This is a genomic window from Rossellomorea marisflavi (genome assembly GCF_001274775.1).
GTDB lineage: Bacteria > Bacillota > Bacilli > Bacillales > Bacillaceae_B > Rossellomorea > Rossellomorea marisflavi.
Genome location: NZ_LGUE01000004.1, coordinates 673419 through 696636, shown reverse-complemented (window position 1 = coordinate 696636; position 23218 = coordinate 673419). Strand labels below are relative to the sequence as shown.

Below are 23218 nucleotides of genomic sequence, written 5' to 3'. Positions count from 1 at the left end.
TCTTCTTATTCTGGTGGCCTTTCCCACGCCCGACTCAACCGCGCCACTCCCTCCACAATCTCCTCCTCCGTCAGCTTCCCCAGCCCAAGTTGCAGGTGAGGGTACCGGGGCTGTGCCTCCACAAAATACTTCGAACATCCATATACGCCCACGCCATGGTTGCTCGCTTTTTCAATCAATTCCACCTCGGTCTGGTCGGTCTTGACTTCAACCACCACAAAGATCCCCGAATGCTCGCCCTTGATATAAATATCGGTTTGGAACGCCTGTCGAAGCTCCCTCACCAATATGTTCATCCTATTTCGATATAAAGCCTTCAATTTGCGGAGATGTGGATACCAGTGTCCATCCTTCATGAAACGGGCCAGCGTCTTCTGGTGGATGGGGGAAGCGGATTGTTCAAATAGCCCTGCGTTTTCCCGGTACAGCGCCAGCAAGCTTGGCGGCAGGACCATATAGCTGATCCTGATCGAGGGAAGAAGAGCTTTTGAGAAGGTTCCCATGAAGATGGTGCGTCCGCTATGGTCCATGCTTTGAAGAGAGGGGACAGGCTGGTGGATGTAGCGGAATTCGCTGTCGTAGTCATCCTCGATGATGTAGCCATCGACCTCATGTGCCGAGCGGAGGAGATCGAGCCTCTGATTCACGGGCATGGTCACGCCTGTCGGGTAGTGGTGGGTCGGTGTGGTATAGAGAAGGGTGGCTGGTGATTGCCTGAGTTCCTCTGTATGGATGCCTGACGATGTGACTGGGGTCGGATGAACCTCAAACCCCATGAGGATGAAGAGCTTTCTGGACAGGTCGTATCCTGGATCCTCCACGGCAATCACATGGTGGGACCTCAACATCAGGAGAAGCATGAGGAGCAATGACTTCGTGCCTGCGCCGATGATGATCTGGTCCGCAGATGCCTGCACGCCCCGTGATTGAAAAAGATAGTTCTCCAGTTCCCGTCTGAGTTCCGTATCCCCCTGCTTGTCGCCATAGGAGTACAGGGAAGGGTCATTCATGATTTTATTGGAATGGCGCCGCCACTTGGCGAGGGGAAAGCTATCCTGATCCACCGTCCCGGTACGGAAGTCGATGTGGTGCCTGTTGGTTGGAACCACAGGGTCAGCAGTATCCGGAGTCCGTTCATAGGCAAATACGCTATCTGATATTTTGGCTTCCACAAAGAAGCCTTTTTTATGTTCACTGCGCAGGTATCCCTCTGAAAGAAGCTGATCATAAGCGAGCTGCGTGGTGTTCCGGCTCACACCAAGCTGACGGGCAAGCTCCCTGATGGAGGGAAGCCTCGTTCCGTGGGGAAGTTTTCCTGAGGCGATCTGCGTGCGGATATACTGATATACCTGATGATACATGGGAATCTGGCTATTTCGGTCAATGGGAAAAATCAATTCGGCCATGAGGAGTCTCCTAATCTGTCATTTACGTTTAGTGTAAACTGTATCTTTTTGAAATGACAGATGTTTTGGATAATGGGGGTGTAAGAGGAGGATATCTATGATTCGAATGTATTATTGGTTTTGTACGTTGGTGTGGGGATTGAATTTCATCGCTGTCAAGATCCAGGGGGACCTTGTCGCGCCGGAGCTATCGCTGTTTTATCGGCTGGCACTTACCAGTCTGTTGTTCGGAGCCCTTCTTCTATGGAGAAGGCCGGATAAACCGTTGGGAGATGGGCGCAGGGTGACGGTCCTGCTGTTCGGGGTGTGCAATTTTGCCCTGAGCTATCTTTGTCTTTACTATGGAACGCTGCAAAGCTCCGCGGCCGTAGTGACGATGATCTTCTCCCTGAAGGTCGTATTCACTCCACTGGCTCTTGCCATTGTTGGGAGGGAATCTGTATCGGGTCGGATTGCCGTGGGTGGCGCAATGGGGATCGGGGCGGTGTTCGTCCTGTTGTATCCGACGCTTGTCCACCATCCGGAATCCCTGTCGATGAGTGGCTTGGGGCTCGCTCTTGCAGGGACCATCATCACATCCATCGGCGATGTGTGCTCTGCCATCAATGCCGACAGGGGAGTCGATCCGGTCTACACCAATGCGTTCGGGTTCCTTGTGGCATGCGTCGTGATAGGAGGATTTGTATGGGGCAAAGGGGTTCCCTTATCCCTGCCGCCCTCCATTCACTATTGGTCTGCACTTCTGTACCTATCCGTATGCGCGTCATTCTTTGCCTGGCTGTTTTATTTGAAACTGGTCAAGGAGATCGGCGGGGCGAGAAGCGGATACATGGTGGCCCTGTTTCCTGCGATTGGAGGGATTGCATCGGTCATGATCGGTGAATCTCCCCTGACCCCGTACCTTGTGATCGGATGCAGTTTGTCATGTGCAGGTGCCTTTATGGCGTTAAAAGAAAAACAGATGAAGGAGGAACAAACATGGATATCAACATAAGGGAACTTCACACTCTGGAAGAATGGACGCAATCATTTGAGGTGATGAAGGCATTGCGGACCAATCTATCGCTAGAGAGCTATCTGAGTCTTAGACAGGTCATGACCCAGGAGGGCTATCAGCTATTCGGCCTCTATGCAGAAGGTGAACTGGTTTCTCTTGCAGGAATCAGGCTTTGCACCAATTTGTATAATGGTCGTCACGTGTTCATTTATGACCTGGTCACCAGTCCCCATCACCGGTCACACGGCTACGGAGAGAGACTGCTCACCTCCATCCATGAGTATGGGCGTGAACAAGGTGCCGTGCTGGTGGCGCTGGAATCAGGTGTGGCGAGGAAGGATGCTCACCGTTTTTATGAAGAGAGAATGGGATATACAAGGCGGAGTTATTCATTCAGGAAAGAGATTTGAACGATTTGTGGAGGAATATGGAAGCGGATGTCGAATCTTGTGTGAAAGGGATTTTAGCGTAAGGAGGCTCTACTATGCCACTCAACTTCGATACTCTCTCTACTTTCATCGCTCTTTCCAACCAAAAGGTTGAACATCACGTCGGCTATTGTGGGGATATGCAGGAAGAGATCTTCCACACGCTTTCTCATGAATTCTCAGACCTGCCGGCAGGAGAATCCATTACTGTCATACATGAAAACGACGTCATCATTGGAGTGCTGGGTGCAGATGTCGATCTGGGGGACGGAACAGCGGAGCTTTGGGGTCCGTTTTTAAAAGAGGGGCAGCCAGCTGAGCTTGCTTTGGAACTGTGGGAGGACCTTACAACGCGGTTAGGTGACAAGGTCCACACCTACCATGGGTTCTATAATGAACAGAATACCCTGGCGAGGAATTTTATGAATAAGGTTGGAGCCTGTAAGGGAAGTCATCACTTAATCATGCATGCCACTAAGCAAAGTGTTGTGAGGATTGATTCCAGTATCGACGAATTGAGTCCGGAAAGGCATGCGTCCTTCATCAAGCTGCATGACGAAGCGTTTCCAGAAACGTACATGAGCGGTCTCGATATTCTCGAACGCCTTGATCACGAGCATAAAGTGTTCGCAGTGGAATCGGAAGATGGAATAAAGGGATACGCCTATGTGAAGGGGAGCCCCACTTATAATGAAGGAACGATTGAATTCATCGCAGTCGATCCGGCTGAAAGGCATCAAGGGATCGGCACGACTCTGACTAAGGCGGCCCTGGCATTTTTGCATGACGAGCTTGGGATCCAAACGGTCAGTATGACGGTGGATTCTGGACAAGACCAGGCCATTCGTCTTTATGGGAGAGCTGGATTCGAAATGGTTCACCGGATGGAGCACTACGTGGTACGGGTGACATAAATGGAACGAAGGAGAGTCACTCCAGTGAGTGATTCTTTTTATTTGCGAAAAAAATTCAGCGAGATGTGTAACGAATCGGTGTGATCTTGGATACATGAAGGAGCAGGCAAAAAGGGGGGACATGGTGGAACGGGAGGACATTTACGGAAACTACGCAGGTTTTATTTATCGGTACATCATGACGCTGACACATAATAGCCATGCAGCGGAGGAATTGACCCAGGAAACATTCTATCAAGCGATGAAGTCGCTTGATTCGTTTGATGAAGGCAAGTCGAAGTTGTCGACCTGGTTATGCGCAATTGCCCGCAATGTATGGCTTCAGGAAGTCAACCGGGAGAAGAAGCGGATACGCTTGGCAGACCGGCTGAAAGTGGAGGAGGCCGGCTTCCATCATGTGGAGGAGGAACTCCTGAAGGGAGAGGCAAAGGTCGAATTCTTCAAGCGGGTACGGGGGCTGGATGAGAAGAAGCGTGAAATCCTCTATCTCAGACTTCTGGGAGAGTTATCGTTCAAGGAAATCGGGACCGTCTTCGGTGAATCGGAAAATTGGGCGCGCGTCACCTTTTATCGGGCGAAACAAGAGATGAGAAAGGAAGTGAAACGAGATGAATCATGAGGTATTCAAGGATCTTGTGCCAAACTATTTGGAACATCTGACGAGTGATGAGACCCGGCGACTGATGGAGGCCCATATGGAATCATGTCCTGAGTGCAGGGAGTACCTGGAGGACATGAAGGAAGAGGGCATGGAACATCAGGTGGAACAGCGCACCGCCGAACGAAAGCAGATTGATTATCTCAAGACGGTACGTTCAAAGAATAAGAAGAGGATCATCGTGGTGATTGCATCCATGCTGGGTTTGTTCGTGATTTTGGCAGTGGTGAACCATATCCTGTTTGTCTCAATGTGGATTGCGGATCAGGGGAATGTTGACACCACCATCCAGAAGGATCAGTCAAGCATCACCATGACCTTTAAGTCAAAAAAAGATGACCGCTACCTCCTTGCGATACAAAATGAACTGAATCAGCCTTATACAGATGAGATCATCATCTATGAAAGCTGGGATCTTATCCCGCCACCGTCTTGGCTTCCATATGGTGAGATTTCTGATCAATTCAGAGATGGGGTTTCTGTCACGTATACATTCGCCGACAAAGATACCCTGATCCTCAACGACGGAAAGAAGATTAAACTGACGGATGACGATAAGGTCACAGTCAGTTATGACGGTCGAACAGAGGAGATCAGATTGAGGGATCTGTTTGATGGAAAGAAAGAATGATGTTTTATAATGTAAAATACTTACTTTTGTGATAGCTTTAAGGAAAAGAATTTGATCGGGGAGTTCCTATATGAAAAAGTTATCAGCTTTATGTTTGTTCCTCCTCTTAATGCTGTCAGCCTGCAGCACCCAAACCCTGGAGCAATCCAAGAAGGAAGTCCAGTCTACCAATTTGTCGGGTGAATCCATCGGTGGACTGAAAGTGGGCACTTTTCTCCGGGAAGAGTCGGGATTCAAGGGGTATGAATCAAACGGTGAATACGACAGGAATTACAATCAGTATACAAACGGAAAGCTTGATGTAAGTGTGGATAAGGAGACGGATGAAATCCTTGCTGTCGGGGTGATCGAAAGCGGTACGGGTTCAACGACAGCTCATATCGGTCTGGGTTCAACACTGGATGAAGTCACTTCGGCCTATGGTGAGAATTATTTTTCATATACAGATTCAAACCAGGGAATGCAAGAGATCGGGTACGTAGATCATGAGAACAATCTCCTGTTATCCTTCGTGCATGTCGATAATAAAGTGACAGGCATGAGCCTGGGGTATGCATTTGATCGACTCATTTGGGAGTGAGAAGGATACGGAGCGGATGTGTCGAATAACATAGATGAGCAAGTGAGGAGGAAGAATGGTGAAGACATACAAATTGGAACAACGCACACCCACCTTGCAAGAATATACACGTCTGTGTGATTCCGTCGGCTGGACGGATTTTATGAATTACGATGTAGCGGAAACGTCTCTGGAGAACTCATTGTTCTCTGTTGTCATCATGGACCATGAACAGGCAATCGGAATGGGGCGGATCATCGGGGACGGAGCGATCTATTTTTACATACAGGATATCGTCGTGCACCCTGATTATCAGGGGAAGGGCCTTGGGCAGGAGATCATGGGCAGCCTTGTCGACTACTTGAAGGATCATGCGCCTGATAAAGCATTTGTCGGATTGTTTGCATCCGGTGGAAAAGAATCGTTTTACGAGAAGTATGATTTCATGGATCATTCCCCGAACATGACTGGGATGTTTACGGTGGTGTTGAAGAATGGGCAGGGAGAGTAAGCCATTGAAGTCCCAGGTGAATGATAGACTTTTCACTTATAAGTTGATAAAAGCGAAGAGCATCCGTGATGCTCTTCGCTTTCATTTTAAGAAGGGGGAGCGGGGCATTGAAACTTGAGACCTATTATTCAAGGATTGCACAGATGATTTCGGAGATGATTGTGGAGGAATGGACTGAAGTGAAAGTGTTTGTAGAAGATGACGGTCTTAAGTTTTTCTTTTTCTACTATCTATCCGAAGAAACAAAAGAGTGGATAAGTGGTTCTGACATTGTTGAACGATTCGATATGAACGAGGAATATCATGAACAGTTTGAAGACGAATTGTCATTTTGCATCAGTGACTTTAAAAAGGAGTATGAAACGGAATTTGGTGACGCTTGGACATGCTTTCAAATGAGTTTTTTACCTGATGGGAGGTTTGACGTCTCATATTATTATGAAAAAAACCCCTTTGGTCCAATTGTCACAGGGATTGCCTGGGAATATGAACACTTGGGAATAAAACAGGAGAATGATCCGTTTTATCAAAAGTTGTTAAAGGAATATCTGGATTCTAAGGCTCAAGGGAAATCGTATCCGTTTTTGAGTCCCATTAAGCTGAGGTGATGGGTAGATAATGACAACTGATCGAAGCGTCCGTGCAAAATGAAATGGATTTCGGAATCCTCAATCAGGCCACGCATAATGAAATTTTATAAATCCATAAAAAGGATTTCGGAGATTCCTGTCGAATAATGACAAATGGAATTTAATATCCATATGGGAATATATGAAAAGGATGATTGGTGTATATGAAAAGCTACAGTTGGATGATATCCGCCATCCTTGCTGCCATGGTAGTAGCGGGTTGCGGCAAGGAAGAAAAGGCTCAGACCGAGGATAATCCTGAAGTAAAGCAGGACGAAAAACAGGACGAGAAACAGTCGGAGCCTGTTGAGGCTGAGGATGAAGAAACCACATCGGATGAGAGTGCGACGGCTGAACAGGAGGAAAAAAGTGAAGACGAGGAAGCCACTTCTGATGGAGTAGAAGAAGCGTCCCTCGACATCTCCGGTTCCTGGGTGGCAAAGGGGAAGGACGATGGAGTGAAGAGTAAGTGGTTCTTTAACAATGGCGAGCTCGCGGTGAACGAAAAGTACGAGTATGTGTATAAGGTTGAGAAGTATAAGGATCGCCATGGCTATACGGTGGTGAAGATTATACGTGATGATAACAATATGACTGCTTTGCTGTTGAAAGGTGAGGGAGATTCCCTGGAAGCCCTGACGTTAGAGGACGATTCGTTCGATCAGTACTTTGCAGACGGCACAGTGCCTGATGGCCAGGTGATCGAATTCCAGCGAGATGGCGCTGCCTGGGATAGTAAGGACGAAGCCGTGGACCTGTGGGAATTGGTTCATAAGAACAAAGCAAACGAGGTTTCCAAAAATATTTTCTGGGAGAACTATGAGCGTGATCTATGGGAAGTGGTGGAGGAAGGCACCTCAGGTGATAGCATGCTTCTGCATTTCAGCAATATCAGCGGAGCCGGGGGAAGTTTCACCAAGTTTGTGAGCCACGGCGATCGTGTTGAAATCACGGAATACAATGGCAATGCGTCCTACCCTCAAAATCCTTCTGTCCGCTATACGGTCGAGCGGGCTGACGGAAAAGTGGTTGAGATGAAAAATCTGACGCAGTGATTCTTAAGGTGCAAAAGGAATCTGACCGGTTACCAAGAGTACGATGATCAGGATCCAGTAAAAGATAAAGGAAAGAGAAAGAAATAAACCGATGACGGAGAGAGCTTTTTTCTCCGTTTTTTTGAGGAGTCCAACAATCGAGATGATACTCCCGATGACCATCAGGCCAAGGGTGATGGAATCCCCAATGGCAGAACCGGTATTGGCTACCCGTGTCGGGGTGACGAACACGAGGAAGAAGGATGTTACGCCGATGATGAGGGAAAGCCAGCTTAGGGTGCCATACTTTTTTAGTGATGGGACTTGCGTTTCCATTATGGTCACTTCCTTTACATAGGAGTAAGATTAAATTAATTATAACATATTTTGGTAAAAGAGCGTGATTAGTATGAGAAAATTCAAGGGCGGGTAAAGCAGTAATTTCCATCAGCTTGTAGAAATCCTCCAGACTTTATGGTAGGTTGTCCCAGTAGTGAATGGAGGGACGCTGATGAACAAAAGGAAGGTAGTGCTTTTCAGCCTGGTGGGAGTTGCCTTGCTTGGTGCCCTCGGTCTTTATTGGTTTGAACCGAGCAGAACGACCATGGTTGTCGAGGTCGTGGAGAAGAATTCAGATGGGGAAGAGCATACCCTTACGGTGAACAATGCCATGGGGTATAAGGATATTCTTTTTACGATTCACGTGAAAGACCCGTCTGTCTGGAATCTGGTTCAAAAAGACGAGCAGTATAATGTTACATATGTAAGCTATCGCTTTTCAGAAAAGAATAACCTGAAGACCATCGGGGTGTTTGGCGAAGAACAGGCAGACTAAAGTAAAAGAAGGCAGGGATCGGCTCCCTGCCTTCTTTTTATTCTTATTTCGATACAACGGCAAATCGTTCGTTGATATGCTTCGGCTCTTCGACTTCGTCAAGAAGGGCGACGGTATAGTCGGCATAGCTGATGTAGCTCTGACCTTCTGCATTGACGATGAAGTGATCCTTGCCGGTTTGGTAGGTTCCCGTTTTGGGACCTTCAGGGTCGAAGAAGGCTGCTGGGCTGATGTACGTCCAGTTGAGGCCTTCGGTGTTTTGCAGCTCTTTGAGGCTGAGGCTCGCATTGTAGGCAGTGGCATAATAGGCTTTCGGGAAGTCAGGTGTTTCCAAGAGCTGAACGGTTTTGTCTTCGTCTACAAACAGGCTTCCGGCTCCGCCGATGACAACGAGTCTGGTTTTCGGAGCGTCTTTCAGGGCGTTGGTAAGAACCCTGCCAGCTTCAATGTGGAGATGCTCTTTTCCTTCGGGGGCATTGAAGGCGTTCACGACGACGTCGAATCCTTTCAAGTCTTCTCCTGTCAGATCAAAGAGATCCTTTTCAACGATGTTTACGTTTGCGTTCACTTTTGATGCGCTGCGAACGATGGCGGTCACGTCATGGCCCCGTTGAATGGCTTCCTCTGTAATCAATGATCCTGCTTTTCCTGTTGCTCCGATGATGGCGATGTTCATTTTTTATTCCTCCTATTGGTTTGTAACTGTTTTTGTTACAGGATGTTCAATAATAAATCCCGATTGAGTAGGGTGAATGAGTTGTTCTAAATGTAACTATAAATGTTACAGGTGAGTCTGTCAACCATGAAAAAAATCACCTCTTATTGGAAGAGATGATTCATGATGTCCTTCAGCGTTTGTTCATTCAGTTCATTTTCCATGGCTGTCTGGACGCTTTTGAACGTTTCATCCAGTGTACCCTGGATCCGTTTGCCGACGGGGCATTTCGGGTTCGGTTTATCGTGGATGGAGAATAACTCTTTCTCCATATTCACGGCTTTATAGATATCAAGCAAGGTAATGTCTTGGGGGTCCCGTGTCAGGTTGAACCCTGGTACTCCGGCTTGGGACGTCAATAGTCCGGCTTTCTTCAGGTCACCGGATAGTCTCCTGATGACGACGGGATTCGTGGTGACGCTCTGGGCGATCTGATCGGATGATTGCTTCGGATCCATGGCCACTAGAGACATGATATGAATCGCGACCGATAAGCGGGTGTTAATCATGATCTCCCTCCTTCGTAACCATATTAGTTACAAATGGAGGGGATGTCAACTGGCTCAGCCTATGAAGGGACGTCGGGAAAGGAGGAATCTGACCCGTGATTGAGAATACTATAGAAGAAAGGGGGTTGCGGGTATGATGTTTTATCTCTATTTGATTATCGGTATCCTGTTGTTCGCTGCTTTGATCGACTATAGGAGAAGGCGGAATAACAACACACGACATACGCGTCATAGTGACCCGGCCACCAAAAAGGGAGAGAGCAGTAACTATCAGTCTGGAGAAGGCCGGGATTGGTGATGGAGACGATGAGACGCATTTCCTTGCCGTGGTCAAAGCTGGAGGTGGAGATATGACACCGCAAACCATGATGATAATGGGCGTGGTAGTAAGTGTTGTAATCCAACTGGTCCTCCGCTATACAAAGCGCCCCTCCCATGAAGGATTGATCTTGTTTTTAATCCTGATTTTCCTGTCAGCTGCAGGATGGGTGGTAGGATTTGCGATCGGGGGATGGAAGGGGATGGGGTATAGTGCCCTTGCCATGATGGTGTTGATAGCATCTATGGCAGGCCTTGTGACATCCTTCATATGGTCCTTACTGGTGAAAGAATGATGGAAACGTCATTCTTTTTTCACATTTTCGGCTAATTGAGAACTTTTTTCACTAAAGACATTGACGTTGTTTGTCCTCTTGCTTATACTAAGGTAGTGATAATGATTATCACTTGCATCGTTAATAAATGAACTACCATATATGACACACCATTCAGTCTTGGGGAGGAAATCAACATGATGAAGCTTCATACATATGCGAAGAAGGCAGCAGTGGCGGCAGCGTCCGTCATGGTCGTCGGTGCACTGGCGGCTTGTGGGAACGGCGGCGATAACGCGAAGGACGGCGATAAGGAAAAAGCGTTGACCATCTACAGCGGTCAGCACACGGAAGTGACCGAAGCGTTGACGAAGGAATTCACGAAGGAAACCGGCATCAAGGTCGATGTTCGTGAAGGTTCCAGCAATGAATTGGCTCATCAGGTGGCAGAAGAAGGGGACAAGTCTCCAGCCGATATCATCTTCACGGAAGAAACGGCTCCACTCGTCATGCTGAGCGAGAAGGGACTTCTTGAGAAGATCGATTCCAAAGCACTTGATAACATGGACGACCAATACGAAGATCCGGACGGCACATGGGTCGGATTGCTTGCCCGCTCACGCGTAGTGGCGTACAATCCGGATGTGGTGAAAGAAAGCGAACTGCCTAAGACCGTATTCGACTTCGCCAAGCCTGAATGGAAAGATAAAGTAGCCTACGTACCGACTAGCGGTGCGTTCACGAACCAAATCTCCGCCATGATCATGCTTTATGGTGAAGACGAAACGAAACAATGGTTGGAAGGCTTGAAGAAATACGGCAAGCAATATAAGAACAACAAGATCGCCCTTGATGCAGTAGAAAAAGGCGATGTAGGCGCAGCCCTCATCAACAACTACTACTGGGATAATGAAGCCAAAGAAAAAGGCGCAGACAAGATGAACTCCAAGCTTTATTACTTCGGTAACGGGGATATCGGGGATATGATCTCCCTATCCGGAGCAGGGATCGTCAAGTCAAGCTCTCATAAAGAAGAAGCACAGAAATTCATGGAATTTGCAACGGAAGAAAAAGGACAGCAGGTATTGACGGATACAAGTTCACAGTATCCATTGAACTCAAGCGTGGACACGAAGGACATGAAGCCTTTCTCAGAATTGAATCCGCCGAAAGAAGCACTTGACCTCGGTGAATATTCTGATGGTGAGCAGGCATTGGAACTCCTACAAGAAGTAGGGTTGCTCTAATGCCCCTGACCGGCATATGGAGGAAGAAGGAGCCGCAGCGAAAAAGAACGTCGCTGTTGCTCCTTTTACCTGTTTTTATCTTTATTTTTGTCGCGTGCCTTCCCATCCTCTACATTGTCCTCCGCGCGTATGAAGCAGGATGGGAGACGTCGATCAATCTGATCTTCCGCGACCGTGTGTATGAACTTCTGAAAAATACGCTCCTCCTGGACGTGTCGGTAACGGTGGCCTCCATGGTCATCGGGGTTGCCACGGCATGGTGCACGGAGCGGACGAATCTATGGGGAAGACGCGTGTGGAATGTCCTCGTGACGATTCCGTTTGCTGTCCCCGCCTTCGTATCAAGTTACAGCTGGGTATCCCTGAGTCCGATCTTTGAAGGATTCTTCGGTGCCTTCCTGGTCTTGACGCTATACAGCTATCCCCTTGTCCACTTGCCGGTGGCTGCGGCGCTGCGGGGGATGAATCCTTCCCTGGAGGAAGTGGCATTCTCAGCAGGGTACGGACCGTGGAAAACCTTCTGGCTCGTCACGTTCCCGCAGATGCGACCTGCCCTGTTCGGTGGCGCGCTTCTCATTGCCCTCCATACGCTTGCGGAGTTCGGGGCCCTGTCCCTGCTCCGGTTCGATACATTTACGACGGCGATCTATGATCAGTACACGATGGCCTTCAACGGAGCATCTGCTGCGATGCTGACGACGGTCCTCCTGTTCCTCTGCCTCGTGTTCATCGGAGTGGAGCTCTACATCCGTGGGAAGGCTAAATATACGTCTGTCGGAAGAGGTGTCTCACGTGCGAGAGAGCAGGTGAGACTCGGGTTGGCAGCACCGTTCGTCCAACTGGGGTTCCTTGTGTTGACGGTACTCGCCGTCGGGATCCCACTCGGACGCCTCGGGTATTGGCTGTTGAACGGAAGCTCGGCAAGCTTTGAGCCTGCTGAATTGGTGGGCAATCTGTTCACTACCTTGTCTTACGGGTTGGGAGGGGCCGTGGTGACGGTGATCATCGCCCTGCCCCTCGTCATGCTGTCGCTCCGACACCGCGGGCCGCTGTCGGTCATGGCCGAGCGGGTCCCGTATGTGGTCCACAGCCTGCCGGGTCTTGTCATCGGTTTGACCCTCGTGTTCTTCGCGATCCGCTATATGAGCGGGATCTATCAGACCTCGATATTGCTGATCATTGCATATGTGATCCTGTTCGTCCCCCTTGCCCAGTCGTCGATCCGGGCCTCGTACGAGCAGGCGCCTGAGCGGGTCGAGGAAGTTGCACGATCACTCGGTAAAAGGCCGATGAGTGTCTTCTTCACCGTGACCCTGCCCCTGATCATACCGGGGATCGGGGCGGCGATGGCCCTTGTTTGTTTGAAGATCATGAATGAATTGACGGCGACGCTGCTGCTGCGTCCAACGGGTGTCGATACGCTCGCCATCAGGGTGTGGCAGCACACGGCGAACTCGGAGTTTGCCGCCGCTGCCCCTTATGCCGCCCTGCTGATCCTGATCTCGGGCGTACCGGTCTATATCCTGACCATGCGATCATTTTCCAGTAAGAGGAGTGAAAGAGTATGAAGGCCTTAGCGATTAAAGAGTTATCAAAGAACTTTGATGGAGTGAAAGTATTGGAGAATGTCTCCTTTGACTTGCAGAAGGGACAGATGCTTGCCGTCCTCGGCCCATCCGGGTGCGGAAAGACGACGCTTCTCCGGAGTATCGCAGGATTTGAAATCCCTGCATCGGGTGAAATCGAGATCTCCGGCGTGAAGGCCTTCGGCGAACGCCTCTATCTCTCCCCGGAAAAGCGCAAGATCGGCTATGTACCGCAGGAAGGTGCACTCTTCCCCCATTTGACGGTGGAACAGAACGTCGCCTTCGGACTGCCACGCAAGATGAAGCGAACGGGTCGTGTACTGGATATGCTCGAGCTTGTCGGTATGCAAGGGTTTGAAAAACGCATGCCCCATGAACTGTCCGGCGGGCAACAGCAGCGTGTCGCCCTGGCACGCGCCCTCGCTCCCGGTCCGAGCCTGATCTTACTGGACGAACCGTTCAGCGCACTGGACACGGGGCTTCGCGCCAAGCTCCGGGATGATATCAAGCACGCCCTTGAACAGTCGAATGCAACGTCGATCATGGTGACACATGACCAGGAAGAAGCGTTCTCCATGGCTGATGTCATCGCCGTCATGAGGGACGGCGAGCTCGTCCAGATCGCCAATCCGGATGACGTCTATACGAAACCGAAAGACTTGAAGGTGGCCACCTTCGTTGGGGAAGCCGTGCTCCTCAATGGACGGATCAGCGGAGAATGCGTCGACTGTCCGCTCGGCATGCTGCCATGTCATAAGCCTTCCGGTTGCGCCGAACAAGTCACGGTCATGATCCGTCCGGAACAGCTCAGTGTAGGACCGATCGAAAGCGGAATCCAAGCGAAGGTCATGAAGACGACCTACTTCGGACACGATTCCCTGATCGAACTTCTCATCGATGAGAACGGTCAGGCGACTTCCGCCTCCATCCGCGTCCTCGGAAGACCCCAGGTCAAAGTCGGGGATACCGTCGGCTTGAAGGTGGACGGGGATGTTGTGATTTACTGAATGAATGATGAAGCAAAGCTCTATTCCGATCGCTGGAATGGAGCTTTTTTTTCGTATTCAGGAGGAAATGGAGGGAGTTCAGCGAATAGGTGATAGATGATCCTAGAAGAAAGAAGGAACAGCAGATGACCATCTCCATATTGAATGAACACGATGCAGAAGCGTACCAGGAGCTGCGCCTGCAAGCACTTCAAACCAATCCCGAAGCATTCGGCTCAACCTATGAACGGGAGGCTGCCTTTTCCCTCTCTTTTGTACAAGAGCGATTGACACCATCGGAAGGCAAATTCACCATGGGCGCCTGGGTGGACGGTGACCTTGTCGGCATGGCCACCTTCGTCAGGGAAACAAGTCCAAAAATGGCCCACAAGGGAAACATCTTCGGCATGTTCGTCTCACCGGACATGCGCGGGAAGGCTGTGGGAAGATCGCTTTTAGAAGAATTATTGCAGCATATAAAAGGGTTCGACGGGCTGGAACAGATCAACCTCACCGTCGTTTCCGATAATGAAGCTGCGAAGCGCCTATATACAAGCCTTGGATTTACCGTGTTCGGCGTCGAGAAGCACGGGTTGAAGTTTGATGGGTGCTATTATGACGAGGATTGGATGGTATTGAGGCTGTAAGTGGAGGGGGCGGAGATCCGTCCCTTTTTCCGAGAGGGAGTTTATTTGACTAAATCAATTATTGATTATATCATATACATATAGTTGACTTTATCAAATAAAAGGAGCGGATAACCATGACCATCAACCACGGCGGTGACCTTTGTGAAGACTATTTCATTGCATATATATCGCTGATCATGAACAGCAGGGGCACCACATTGGAGGAAGCGAAGGCGTTCACCTTCCAACGCTTGTTCCAGAACGATGAAGGGACGCTTGGTGATCGTTCACATAAGAGTTTCATGCGGGCATATGAGCGAATGGCACAGGGGGCTGTTGGTGCGTAACGTTGGTATTACATCTGATTTTGATTGAAAAGACAAGCCAGGACCAGTACAGTAAAAGAAACAAACGGGCATCCGTGCGAGCATGAGAGGAGAAAGAAGATGTATATCCCCAAGCACTTTCGATTGAATGAGGAAGAAAAAATCTTTCAGTTAATAGAGGAAAACGGCTTCGCCATCCTCTTCTCCCAGCATCAAGGCTCCCCATGGGCGACTCATCTCCCATTGATGGTGGACCGGAGAGACCGTGTCCTCTACGGACATATAGCGAGACCGAATGGTCAGTGGAAGGATGGGCAAGGACAGGAAGTATTGGCCGTCTTCCAGGGGGCACATGCTTACATCTCGCCGACCTGGTATGAATCCGATCAGGAGGTGCCGACGTGGAACTACGAGGCCGCCCACGTATACGGCAAGCTGGAGATCATGGAAGACAGCGAGGAAATACTGGACTCGCTGGAGCGACTGGTCGATCAGTATGAAGGGACCGGAAGCGCGTATTCCCTGGATCAGGTTTCCTCAGACAAGCTCAATGCACTGAAGAAAGGCATCGTAGCCTTCAGGATCCCGATTTCCAGGATGGAAGGAAAAGCGAAGTTCAGCCAGCATCATCCGGAGGAAAGGCGTCGATCCGTCGCCAGTGAGTTAAGGCGGACCGGTCGGGAAGGGGATGCTTTGGTAGCACAACGAATGGAAAAAGGGTTGGACCATTGAATCATTTTCCGGAAATCATGATGATTTTTTCCTCTAAAGGGTAACACTGTAGGTGAGAACCTTATAGAAAGAGGGATGATCATGAAGAAATACATACTGGTAATCGGAGCCGCGGCTCTATTGGCACTCGCGGGATGCGGCAATAGCCCGGACAGTCAGTCGGACAAAAAGGAATCCCATGACGAGCATGCGGATATGAACCATTCAGGATCGGCCGAGATGCCTGAAGGACTTGAAGAAGCGGCAAACCCTGAATTCGAGACTGGAAGCAAAGTCACCATCAAGGCGGATCACATGAAGGGCATGGACGGGGCAGAAGGCATGGTCACCGGTGCCTATGATACCACTGCCTACGTCGTCGACTATAAGCCGACTGATGGAGGAGAAGAAGTGAAGGATCACAAGTGGGTGATCCAGGAAGAAATCAAAGATGCAGGGGATGAAGAACTCAAACCCGGCACCGAGGTCACACTGGAAGCCGATCATATGAAAGGCATGAAAGATGCCAAAGCTACCATCGTGTCTGCAGAAAAAACGACGGTATACACGGTCGACTACCAGCCGACAGACGGCGGGGATATGGTGAAGAATCATAAGTGGGTCGTGGAAAGTGAATTGGAGTCTGAATAAGGATGTGTGAGCCGGCATGGATGTGCCGGTTTTTTTGAAATTACGCGACATACAAAAAAAGGGTTTTTCATCCTGGTATGGAAGGGTATAGAAAAGGGAGATCTACCCTGATGTCTACGATCATTGGAGGGGTTCGATGGAGAAGCATCCACAAAAAGAGGCCGGAAAAATCCAACATGAAGATAGACACACGAAAAAAAGGAAATGGATAGTGGGCAGTGATGTCCAAGTTGTGATCATCGCCGTGATTTTTTTGGGAATGATGGTTTTTCAGTTAGTGGAATAAATCTTAATCAACAGGAAGTACACCTTATCATAGTGAGTATCCTTCGTGGACCTGCCATTTGAATTACTAAAGAGGAAGAGTCGTTCCGAACGGGATGACTTTTTTATTTTTACCAAAAATGAAACTTTTTCCATACTCGCCCGTCTTTACCGTAAATGGTCTAAGAAAGAAACGAGGTGACCTTGTTGGATGAGGGGTACAGGAAGCAGAAAATACGCGAATGGTACGTGGAATATAGCGACGCGATCTTCCGGTATATCGTACTGATGATCGGGGACAGAGAGCAGGCAAAGGATCTGACTCATGACACGTTTCTGAAAGCATTCCATCGATTGGAGGCGTTTCAGGGGGAAATGAGCGATAAGAATTGGCTGTATCGAATCGCCCGGAATGCCACGATTGATTTCATACGGAAGAAGAAGCCCCTTCACTATGTGACGGAGATGTTCACAGGGGTGGGTGGTGCCACTCCGGAGGACATTGTGGAAGCTGGGGAGGAAGAACGCATGGTATACGATGCAATGAGCCGGTTGAAGCGCTCGTATCGGGAGGTTCTCTTACTGCGGAAGATCAAGGGCCTGTCAATCCGTGAGACAGCAGACGTGCTAGGGTGGAAGGAGAGCAAGGTGAAGACGACGCTCTCAAGGGCGTTGCAGGCAATGAAAGCTCAGTTGGAAAAGGAGGGGTACCATCGTGAGTGAAGGGAATGAAAACATTCGCTTTCCATCCTATGAACCTGTCTCCATGAAGCAGGGAGAGAAGGAGGACGTTTACGCAAGATTGGTGGAAAGTATGGAGAAAAAGGGCAGGAAGAAGCAACGCTTGGTCCCAACATTGCTGACTGCACTCTTAGCAGCACTGTTTATCCTCGCCGGGGGAAACCTTCTCCTGAATACCGTGATGACAGATCAAACCGCTTCCCAGGAAGGAGAGATCAAAGAGGTGCTGGAGAGAATCTTCACAGGACCGGATGATGAGCTGGAAAGCCTGATGGAGCAAGAGGATAGGTATATTGAAGAAGGAAACAGCGAGGAATATTTTGACCTGTTCCTCTCGTATTACAAGGATCTCTTTCGACCCTATATGTCCCCTGATACCATAGAGCAGTATGTGAATGAAGAAAAAATCACTTTCCCTTATTACGCCCACTCAAGCGGATGTAAACTGAAAGCTGAGAAAATTGTCGTGAAGGAAAATGAAACAGTGCAGGGTTCATTTACGTTTACAGTTAAGGTCGTCTATAGCAGAGACGGTGATGAAAGAGGAACGGTAGATCTATCAGGCGATATCACTGTAAACGATCAAGGGTTGGTAGAGAGTATCAGATTCAGGGACAAGGGGGTAGGGGAGTTAATGGAAAAGGTAAGATGATCCTCCTTTTACCCTAGCGACAAAAAAGAACATCCCTATGAAGGATCTCGCTTATACCATTTTTATACAAAAATGGTATGATGAAAGAAATAGTGAAGAAGAATAGGGTGGCTGTATGCATGGGAAGTTGAAAAGTTTAGTGGTGTTGGTTTTTAGTTTGATAGCAGGGATCTGGATCTACATGGAGTATTTCTTGAATATGCTGCCGCGGTTCTTTCCCAATATGGAGAATATCGAGAAGACGATTCTCTCCATGGCGATTGTCGTGCTGACAATCTATGTTCTTCTGAAATTGGTTTTGCGCATGGCTACGAAATGGGATCGGTACGCTCTGTTGCTGGCCTACTTTACGGTCCTGATCTTCGGTCTGTTGAGGCCGGATGGGCAGTATAACATCGGGACGGGTGATGTGTCATGGAATCCCATTGCTTTCTTGTCGGACATACAAGGGGACCGGGCCTCACAATGGGTCATGGTGATCAACCTGATCATCTTTGTTCCTATGTATTTTCTTCTCGCCGTTTCCAATGTGTTGAAGGGATTTAAGGGGCGATTCTTATTGTTCCAAGGGGCTGCCTGGACGTTGGAGTGGATGCAGCACATCCTGAATGTCGGACAGTTTGATCTGTCCGATCTACTCTTATACACGGTCGGTTTCTTAGTTGGATACGGGATAGCCTTGCCTATCCTGAAAGTGGGGATTGGGAGGTATCCAGTGGAAGCGGTTCGGTACAGGTCAATGGGAAGGGGATAATGACCAACAAGGAGGAGAGAAAGATGAGTAGTTCAAAACTAGTATTTGCGCCACTTAGCTATACAGGGTGGGGATCGTTGGAGAACCTACTTCCTGAAGTGAGGAAGGCGGAGGCAATGAGGATCCTCATTGTCACGGATCCGCAACTGGTCGAAATCGGGTTGACCCGGAACGTCACGGTACCCCTTGAGGAAGAGGGATTCGACATCACCTTGTATACAGAAGTGGTACCTGAGCCTCCGCTCTCTGTAGGGGAACAACTGGTGGCATTCACGAGGGAAGGAGGTTTCGACCTGGTGATCGGCATGGGTGGTGGGAGTGCTCTCGACCTGGCCAAGATGACCGCTGTCCTGTCTCAGCAGGAAGGGCGTGTAGAGGATTATCTGAACCTATCAGGCACGAAGGAAATCCAAGTGAAGGGACTTCCGAAGATCCTCATTCCGACCACAGCGGGAACCGGTTCGGAAGTGACCAACATTGCCGTCCTCTCTTTAGATTCCACGAAGGATGTCGTGACCCATGACAACCTATTGGCGGACGTTGCCATCATTGATCCAAAACTCACGCTGACGGTGCCACCAAAGGTGACGGCGGCCACAGGGATCGACGCCCTGACTCATGCTGTCGAGGCATATATCTCAATCAATGCAAGCCCGACAACGGACGCCCTGGCCCTGCACGCAATCAAGTTGATTGCCGGATCCATTCGTACGGCTGTGAGGGATGGTTCCGATCGGCATGCACGCATTGATATGAGCTACGGAAGCTATATCGCGGGTCTTGCCTTCTTCAATGCAGGCGTAGCAGGTGTCCATGCCCTCGCCTATCCCCTTGGAGGTCAGTTCCACATTTCCCACGGAGAATCCAATGCCGTCCTTCTTCCTTATGTGATGGGGTATATCCGGAAGAGCTGTGAAGGGAGGATGGCAGACGTATTGGAAGCGATCGAAGGCAGGTCCAATGACTTGTCTAAGGAAGAAGCCTCAAGAAAATGCGTGGAAGAATTGGTGAGGATCGTCAGGGATGTCGGTATCCCACAGCGATTATCCCAGTTCGATATCCCCGAATCAGCCCTTGAAGAGCTGACGAAGGACGGTGTGAAACAGAAGAGACTGTTAGCAAGGAGTCCGATGGTGCTGGAGGAAACGGATATCCACAGGATTTATCAAGCTGCTTATGATGGAGAAGTCGTGGAAGGGAAAAAACAATAATGTGAAAGAGGCGGGAGATCATAAACGATTTGCGGAGAGAGTACAAAGAATTGAATGCTTATTACAATCAAAAGAAATCGAATGTTGATCACTTATTGTTGATGCTGGAGAAGAGCGGGTTGTTTATCTTCTTGATGTATGTTCCATTCTGGCTTTTCTTCAAAGGTTTCGGCTTTCTGTTTAGATGGATCAACAGGCGGTTCAAGAAGAGATGACTGAATGTACTCAAGCAGTAAAGCCGGCATCGGGATGCCGGCGCATTTTTATATCAGCGTCATCTGCCATGATACCCCGAATCGATCATTGACCCAGCCGAACTTCTGGCTGAATCCATAGCCTCCAAGTGGCATAAGGGCACTTCCACCGTCGAGAAGCTTCTCGAAAACGTGATCGATCTCTTCTTCACTGCTGCACTCCAGGAAGATTGAGAAGGCAGGGGTGAAGGTGAATCCATGCTTGATATGACTGTCGATGCACATGAACTCCTGACCCTTGATGGTGAAAGTAGCCGTCATAACGGTACCCTCCTCACCAGGCCCTTCAGCTCCGTAACGGTTGATGCTTGTGATCTCCGAATCTTCAATGATGGACGTATAAAACGTCATGGCTTCCTCTGCGTCGGCGTTTTGAAACATAAGGAACGGGGTGGCTTTTTTCATGGAAATCCTCCTAGTGGGTGAGTCATGAATCTAACGTTATAGTAGCACATAGATGGAACGCTGGAAAAGCTTGTATGGAAGAAAAGGTGTGGGAAGAGTGGTCCCGTTCACCTCTTAACGAGAAGTCCAATGCCATTAATAGACGGAGGAGTGGTTACGTGTATTTCCCTTCAAAAAAAGACGGGTGGATGGGATTCCTTCATCTTATCATCCTGTTTCTCTGTTTCGGACTGCCGGTTTTATCCGATGAGTGGGTCTGGATCTTTGTAATCCCACTGGTGCTTGGTGTCGTGAACCTTCTTATCTGGTTCCGGACGGGTTATCGTGTAGAGGCGGAGGAAGTGGTGATATATTATGGTCTTATCACCTTACGGGTTCCCATCCAAGAGATTGAGAGAGTGGCTTTTATAAAGAGTCCGTTTGTGGGGCCGGCGCTTTCAGTGGACCGGATAGGGATTACCTACTCTGCCTCAAAGTTTCTGACGGTTTCCCCCAGGAATCAAGAGGAGTTCCTGCAGGTTTTGAGGGAATCAAATCCTAATCTGGTTGTAGATCGGAGGGACTGACTAAATCGGGATGCTCCTAATCTGGTAATAAGAGCTTCATTGAATAGTGTGTTTTCTAAAATGTCCACCAGCTTGAACAGTCGGTGGACATTTTTGGTTGTGACTCCCTGCTGTATACGATTAGGATGTGACAAGTTCTGATGCGAAGGCATCGCTCAATTCCATCAACTTTGCGATGATATCCTCTTCTATTTCTGTAGTGTACGGAATGCTTTCAGTACAATGCGGGCGTAACGCCTGATGGTCGCCGATCATGACGGCGTGCCTGGCCCCTTCAAACATGGTGATATCATTGGCGTCGTTACCGAAGGCGATGTAATCGCTGATGTTCAGGTGAGTGAGTGCTGCATGCTTGTGGATGCCTTTCGGGCTGCAGTCAATCACGTCCTCCTGTGCATGGAGGTGGAGGATGATATCCATTTCTCCGAGCTTTTCCAGAAGGCTTTCTTTTTCAGTTGCGCTAAGGATGAGCAGCTTCACGATGGAGGGATGATCACTGACGGGTATATTTTTGGCAAGGCGATGTGGATCCAGGTTGGTCAGGATCGGGTGATCGGTTCTGCCCGTATACGAATAATCCCACTCCCCGTCAATCAGGTAGGTGGCTTGATGCTCGTGAAGGGTGCTCATCAGGGTCTCGACATTGGTCGGTGAAAAAGCCCGAGAAAACGTGATGTTCCCGTTTTCGGAAATCAGTGCTCCGTTCCCGCCGATCAGCGTCCCGTTATGAAACCGCTTTGGCAGGACAGGGAGCATGTCCCGGATGGGTCTGGCCGAGGCGAATACAATCCGGTGTCCGGCTTCTTCAAGTTGATGGAGTGCACGGGTTATGGCTGGTGAGAGGGGTTTTCCTTTAAAGCATATGGTTCCGTCTAAATCAAAAATGAAATGCATGGGTGGTCTCCTAAGAATATTTGATATAATTTATCGTATCAGTAATAACTTTCCATTTACATAGGTTTTTTCAAAGGAGCGGTTGTATATGAACATTCGTCAATTAAATAGTCAGGATTATTATGAGATATCCCCGGTGATCAATGAGTGGTGGGGTGGAAGGAATATGGCCGACATGCTCCCGAAAGTCTTCTTCGACCACTTCCAGGATACAAGTTTTGTGATGGAACGGGGAGGCAGGATAGCGGGTTTCTTGGTCGGATTCCTCTCGCAGTCAAAGAAAGGGGAGGCCTATATCCACTTTGTTGGCGTTCACCCGGAATACCGTCAACTGGGGATTGGAAAGGCATTATATGAGCAATTCTTTGCCGAGGCAAGCAGTCGTGGCTGTCAAAAGGTGCGCTGCCTCACTTCCCCGGTGAATACGGGGTCGATTGCCTACCATACGAGAATAGGGTTCAAGATAGAGAAGGGGGATAAGCTGACGGACTCCGGTATCCATGTTCATTCTGACTATGATGGGAAGGGGAAGGATCGTGTGCTGTTTGTGAAAGCTTTTTAGAATGGGTTATGTTATAAGAGTTGTGATTTTATTCCTATTTTCGCTAAACAATGAGACCGTGGGGGCTTCATGAAGAGGCCAGTAAATACCATGAATACAGCTTTGGTGAACGTGTTAAGCCGACGCTAAGTTTATCCTACAATGATAGTGACTATAGATTTTCATTCGGGGTACCGCTGTCCTGGTTAAATCGTTATCTTGTTCAAACCAAAGATACGTCTGAGATATTCGAACCTTATCAGCCTTCAAAAGTAATCCAATTAAGCATGGTGGAGGATGGGAAGTTTGTAGGCAGACAGGTGGGAAATAGTTTTGGTTTACTCCATTCCTTATGAACCGCCGGGCCAAACATATGAAGAA

32 protein-coding genes are annotated in these 23218 nt (G+C 49.0%); 26 read left to right on the top strand and 6 right to left on the bottom strand.

All coding sequences use genetic code 11. The features are described 5' to 3' along the window. Positions 1 to 5 precede the first annotated feature (5 nt). Positions 6 to 1406, bottom strand: coding sequence for a MocR-like pyridoxine biosynthesis transcription factor PdxR (gene pdxR / locus AF331_RS13650; protein ID WP_053428638.1), 1401 nt, complete (start codon positions 1404 to 1406; stop codon positions 6 to 8). Positions 1407 to 1503: 97 nt separating this feature from the next. On the opposite strand from pdxR, the gene AF331_RS13645 reads away from it, so the two are divergent. From AF331_RS13645 to AF331_RS13605, 9 genes are all read left to right on the top strand, one after another. Further along, positions 1504 to 2400, top strand: coding sequence for a DMT family transporter (locus AF331_RS13645; RefSeq protein WP_053428637.1), 897 nt, complete (start codon positions 1504 to 1506; stop codon positions 2398 to 2400). Then, positions 2385 to 2813: a GNAT family N-acetyltransferase gene (locus tag AF331_RS13640; protein ID WP_053428636.1), complete on the top strand. Its 429-nt coding sequence runs from the start codon at positions 2385 to 2387 to the stop codon at positions 2811 to 2813. Before AF331_RS13645 ends, AF331_RS13640 begins: the two co-directional genes overlap by 16 nt. A 74-nt stretch (positions 2814 to 2887) precedes the next feature. Continuing rightward, positions 2888 to 3745, top strand: a complete 858-nt coding sequence (locus AF331_RS13635) for a GNAT family N-acetyltransferase (protein ID WP_053428635.1) — start codon at positions 2888 to 2890, stop codon at positions 3743 to 3745. Positions 3746 to 3869: 124 nt separating this feature from the next. After that, positions 3870 to 4364: an RNA polymerase sigma factor gene (locus tag AF331_RS13630; RefSeq protein ID WP_053428959.1), complete on the top strand. Its 495-nt coding sequence runs from the start codon at positions 3870 to 3872 to the stop codon at positions 4362 to 4364. Next, the gene (locus AF331_RS13625; RefSeq protein ID WP_053428634.1) at positions 4354 to 5034 is read left to right on the top strand and encodes an anti-sigma factor family protein; all 681 of its coding nucleotides are present in this window, start codon (positions 4354 to 4356) and stop codon (positions 5032 to 5034) included. The genes AF331_RS13630 and AF331_RS13625 overlap by 11 nt, the downstream gene beginning before the upstream one ends. Before the next feature lie 70 nt (positions 5035 to 5104). Next, positions 5105 to 5614, top strand: a complete 510-nt coding sequence (locus AF331_RS13620; RefSeq protein ID WP_053428633.1) for a hypothetical protein — start codon at positions 5105 to 5107, stop codon at positions 5612 to 5614. 55 nt (positions 5615 to 5669) lie between these two features. Then, the gene (locus AF331_RS13615; RefSeq protein WP_412177719.1) at positions 5670 to 6104 is read left to right on the top strand and encodes a GNAT family N-acetyltransferase; all 435 of its coding nucleotides are present in this window, start codon (positions 5670 to 5672) and stop codon (positions 6102 to 6104) included. 107 nt (positions 6105 to 6211) lie between these two features. Then, complete coding sequence (locus tag AF331_RS13610) at positions 6212 to 6712, top strand: immunity protein YezG family protein (protein ID WP_053428632.1); 501 nt, start codon at positions 6212 to 6214, stop codon at positions 6710 to 6712. 185 nt (positions 6713 to 6897) lie between these two features. Then, the gene (locus AF331_RS13605; RefSeq protein WP_053428631.1) at positions 6898 to 7788 is read left to right on the top strand and encodes a hypothetical protein; all 891 of its coding nucleotides are present in this window, start codon (positions 6898 to 6900) and stop codon (positions 7786 to 7788) included. Positions 7789 to 7791: 3 nt separating this feature from the next. Here AF331_RS13605 and AF331_RS13600 read toward each other — a convergent pair whose 3' ends face one another. After that, the gene (locus tag AF331_RS13600; protein ID WP_053428630.1) at positions 7792 to 8103 is read right to left on the bottom strand and encodes a hypothetical protein; all 312 of its coding nucleotides are present in this window, start codon (positions 8101 to 8103) and stop codon (positions 7792 to 7794) included. Between the two features lie 175 nt (positions 8104 to 8278). On the opposite strand from AF331_RS13600, the gene AF331_RS13595 reads away from it, so the two are divergent. Continuing rightward, positions 8279 to 8602 (top strand): hypothetical protein, encoded by a 324-nt coding sequence (locus AF331_RS13595; protein ID WP_053428629.1) that lies wholly within the window; start codon positions 8279 to 8281, stop codon positions 8600 to 8602. A 43-nt stretch (positions 8603 to 8645) separates the two neighbouring features. Here the strand turns inward: AF331_RS13595 and AF331_RS13590 are convergent, their stop codons facing one another. Next, the gene (locus tag AF331_RS13590; protein ID WP_053428628.1) at positions 8646 to 9278 is read right to left on the bottom strand and encodes an NAD(P)-dependent oxidoreductase; all 633 of its coding nucleotides are present in this window, start codon (positions 9276 to 9278) and stop codon (positions 8646 to 8648) included. Between the two features lie 143 nt (positions 9279 to 9421). Continuing rightward, entirely contained in the window at positions 9422 to 9826 is a 405-nt protein-coding gene (locus tag AF331_RS13585) for an Rrf2 family transcriptional regulator (protein WP_048012327.1), read from the bottom strand. Between the two features lie 133 nt (positions 9827 to 9959). Between AF331_RS13585 and AF331_RS22765 the strand changes: the two genes are divergently transcribed. The 14 genes from AF331_RS22765 (at position 9960) to AF331_RS13525 (ending at position 20177) form a co-directional block, all read left to right on the top strand. Further along, the gene (locus AF331_RS22765) at positions 9960 to 10124 is read left to right on the top strand and encodes a hypothetical protein (protein WP_162838963.1); all 165 of its coding nucleotides are present in this window, start codon (positions 9960 to 9962) and stop codon (positions 10122 to 10124) included. Positions 10125 to 10176: 52 nt separating this feature from the next. Then, positions 10177 to 10440, top strand: coding sequence for a YesK family protein (locus AF331_RS13580; RefSeq protein WP_053428627.1), 264 nt, complete (start codon positions 10177 to 10179; stop codon positions 10438 to 10440). 176 nt (positions 10441 to 10616) lie between these two features. Continuing rightward, positions 10617 to 11666 (top strand): extracellular solute-binding protein, encoded by a 1050-nt coding sequence (locus AF331_RS13575; protein ID WP_231579088.1) that lies wholly within the window; start codon positions 10617 to 10619, stop codon positions 11664 to 11666. Positions 11667 to 11722: 56 nt separating this feature from the next. Continuing rightward, positions 11723 to 13234 (top strand): ABC transporter permease, encoded by a 1512-nt coding sequence (locus tag AF331_RS13570; protein ID WP_235576387.1) that lies wholly within the window; start codon positions 11723 to 11725, stop codon positions 13232 to 13234. Beyond that, entirely contained in the window at positions 13231 to 14259 is a 1029-nt protein-coding gene (locus AF331_RS13565; protein ID WP_048005593.1) for an ABC transporter ATP-binding protein, read from the top strand. Before AF331_RS13570 ends, AF331_RS13565 begins: the two co-directional genes overlap by 4 nt. 89 nt (positions 14260 to 14348) lie before the next feature. Beyond that, positions 14349 to 14885: a GNAT family N-acetyltransferase gene (locus tag AF331_RS13560; protein ID WP_327205415.1), complete on the top strand. Its 537-nt coding sequence runs from the start codon at positions 14349 to 14351 to the stop codon at positions 14883 to 14885. Between the two features lie 116 nt (positions 14886 to 15001). Then, positions 15002 to 15214, top strand: a complete 213-nt coding sequence (locus AF331_RS13555; RefSeq protein WP_053428624.1) for a hypothetical protein — start codon at positions 15002 to 15004, stop codon at positions 15212 to 15214. Between the two features lie 99 nt (positions 15215 to 15313). Then, positions 15314 to 15925, top strand: coding sequence for an FMN-binding negative transcriptional regulator (locus AF331_RS13550; RefSeq protein ID WP_053428623.1), 612 nt, complete (start codon positions 15314 to 15316; stop codon positions 15923 to 15925). A gap of 81 nt (positions 15926 to 16006) precedes the next feature. Next, positions 16007 to 16555 (top strand): YdhK family protein, encoded by a 549-nt coding sequence (locus AF331_RS13545; protein ID WP_053428622.1) that lies wholly within the window; start codon positions 16007 to 16009, stop codon positions 16553 to 16555. A 136-nt stretch (positions 16556 to 16691) separates the two neighbouring features. Further along, entirely contained in the window at positions 16692 to 16841 is a 150-nt protein-coding gene (locus tag AF331_RS22455; RefSeq protein ID WP_160316550.1) for a hypothetical protein, read from the top strand. A gap of 176 nt (positions 16842 to 17017) precedes the next feature. Continuing rightward, positions 17018 to 17542, top strand: a complete 525-nt coding sequence (locus AF331_RS13540; protein ID WP_367024355.1) for an RNA polymerase sigma factor — start codon at positions 17018 to 17020, stop codon at positions 17540 to 17542. Beyond that, entirely contained in the window at positions 17535 to 18212 is a 678-nt protein-coding gene (locus AF331_RS13535) for a hypothetical protein (protein WP_053428620.1), read from the top strand. Before AF331_RS13540 ends, AF331_RS13535 begins: the two co-directional genes overlap by 8 nt. Before the next feature lie 157 nt (positions 18213 to 18369). Next, positions 18370 to 18966 carry a VanZ family protein gene (locus tag AF331_RS13530; RefSeq protein ID WP_160316549.1) on the top strand — a complete coding sequence of 199 codons (597 nt, stop codon included), beginning with the start codon at positions 18370 to 18372 and terminating at the stop codon, positions 18964 to 18966. A 23-nt stretch (positions 18967 to 18989) separates the two neighbouring features. Beyond that, entirely contained in the window at positions 18990 to 20177 is a 1188-nt protein-coding gene (locus AF331_RS13525; RefSeq protein WP_053428618.1) for an iron-containing alcohol dehydrogenase, read from the top strand. Between the two features lie 263 nt (positions 20178 to 20440). Here AF331_RS13525 and AF331_RS13515 read toward each other — a convergent pair whose 3' ends face one another. Continuing rightward, positions 20441 to 20836 (bottom strand): VOC family protein, encoded by a 396-nt coding sequence (locus AF331_RS13515; RefSeq protein ID WP_053428616.1) that lies wholly within the window; start codon positions 20834 to 20836, stop codon positions 20441 to 20443. A gap of 74 nt (positions 20837 to 20910) precedes the next feature. Here AF331_RS13515 and AF331_RS13510 point away from each other — a divergent pair, with 74 nt between their 5' ends. Continuing rightward, a complete protein-coding gene (locus AF331_RS13510; protein ID WP_053428615.1) occupies positions 20911 to 21402 on the top strand; it encodes a PH domain-containing protein in 492 nt (163 codons plus the stop codon). A 120-nt stretch (positions 21403 to 21522) separates the two neighbouring features. Here the strand turns inward: AF331_RS13510 and AF331_RS13505 are convergent, their stop codons facing one another. Further along, positions 21523 to 22296 (bottom strand): HAD-IIB family hydrolase, encoded by a 774-nt coding sequence (locus tag AF331_RS13505; RefSeq protein ID WP_053428614.1) that lies wholly within the window; start codon positions 22294 to 22296, stop codon positions 21523 to 21525. 88 nt (positions 22297 to 22384) lie between these two features. On the opposite strand from AF331_RS13505, the gene AF331_RS13500 reads away from it, so the two are divergent. Next, positions 22385 to 22858 (top strand): GNAT family N-acetyltransferase, encoded by a 474-nt coding sequence (locus tag AF331_RS13500; protein WP_053428613.1) that lies wholly within the window; start codon positions 22385 to 22387, stop codon positions 22856 to 22858. Positions 22859 to 23218 lie beyond the last annotated feature (360 nt).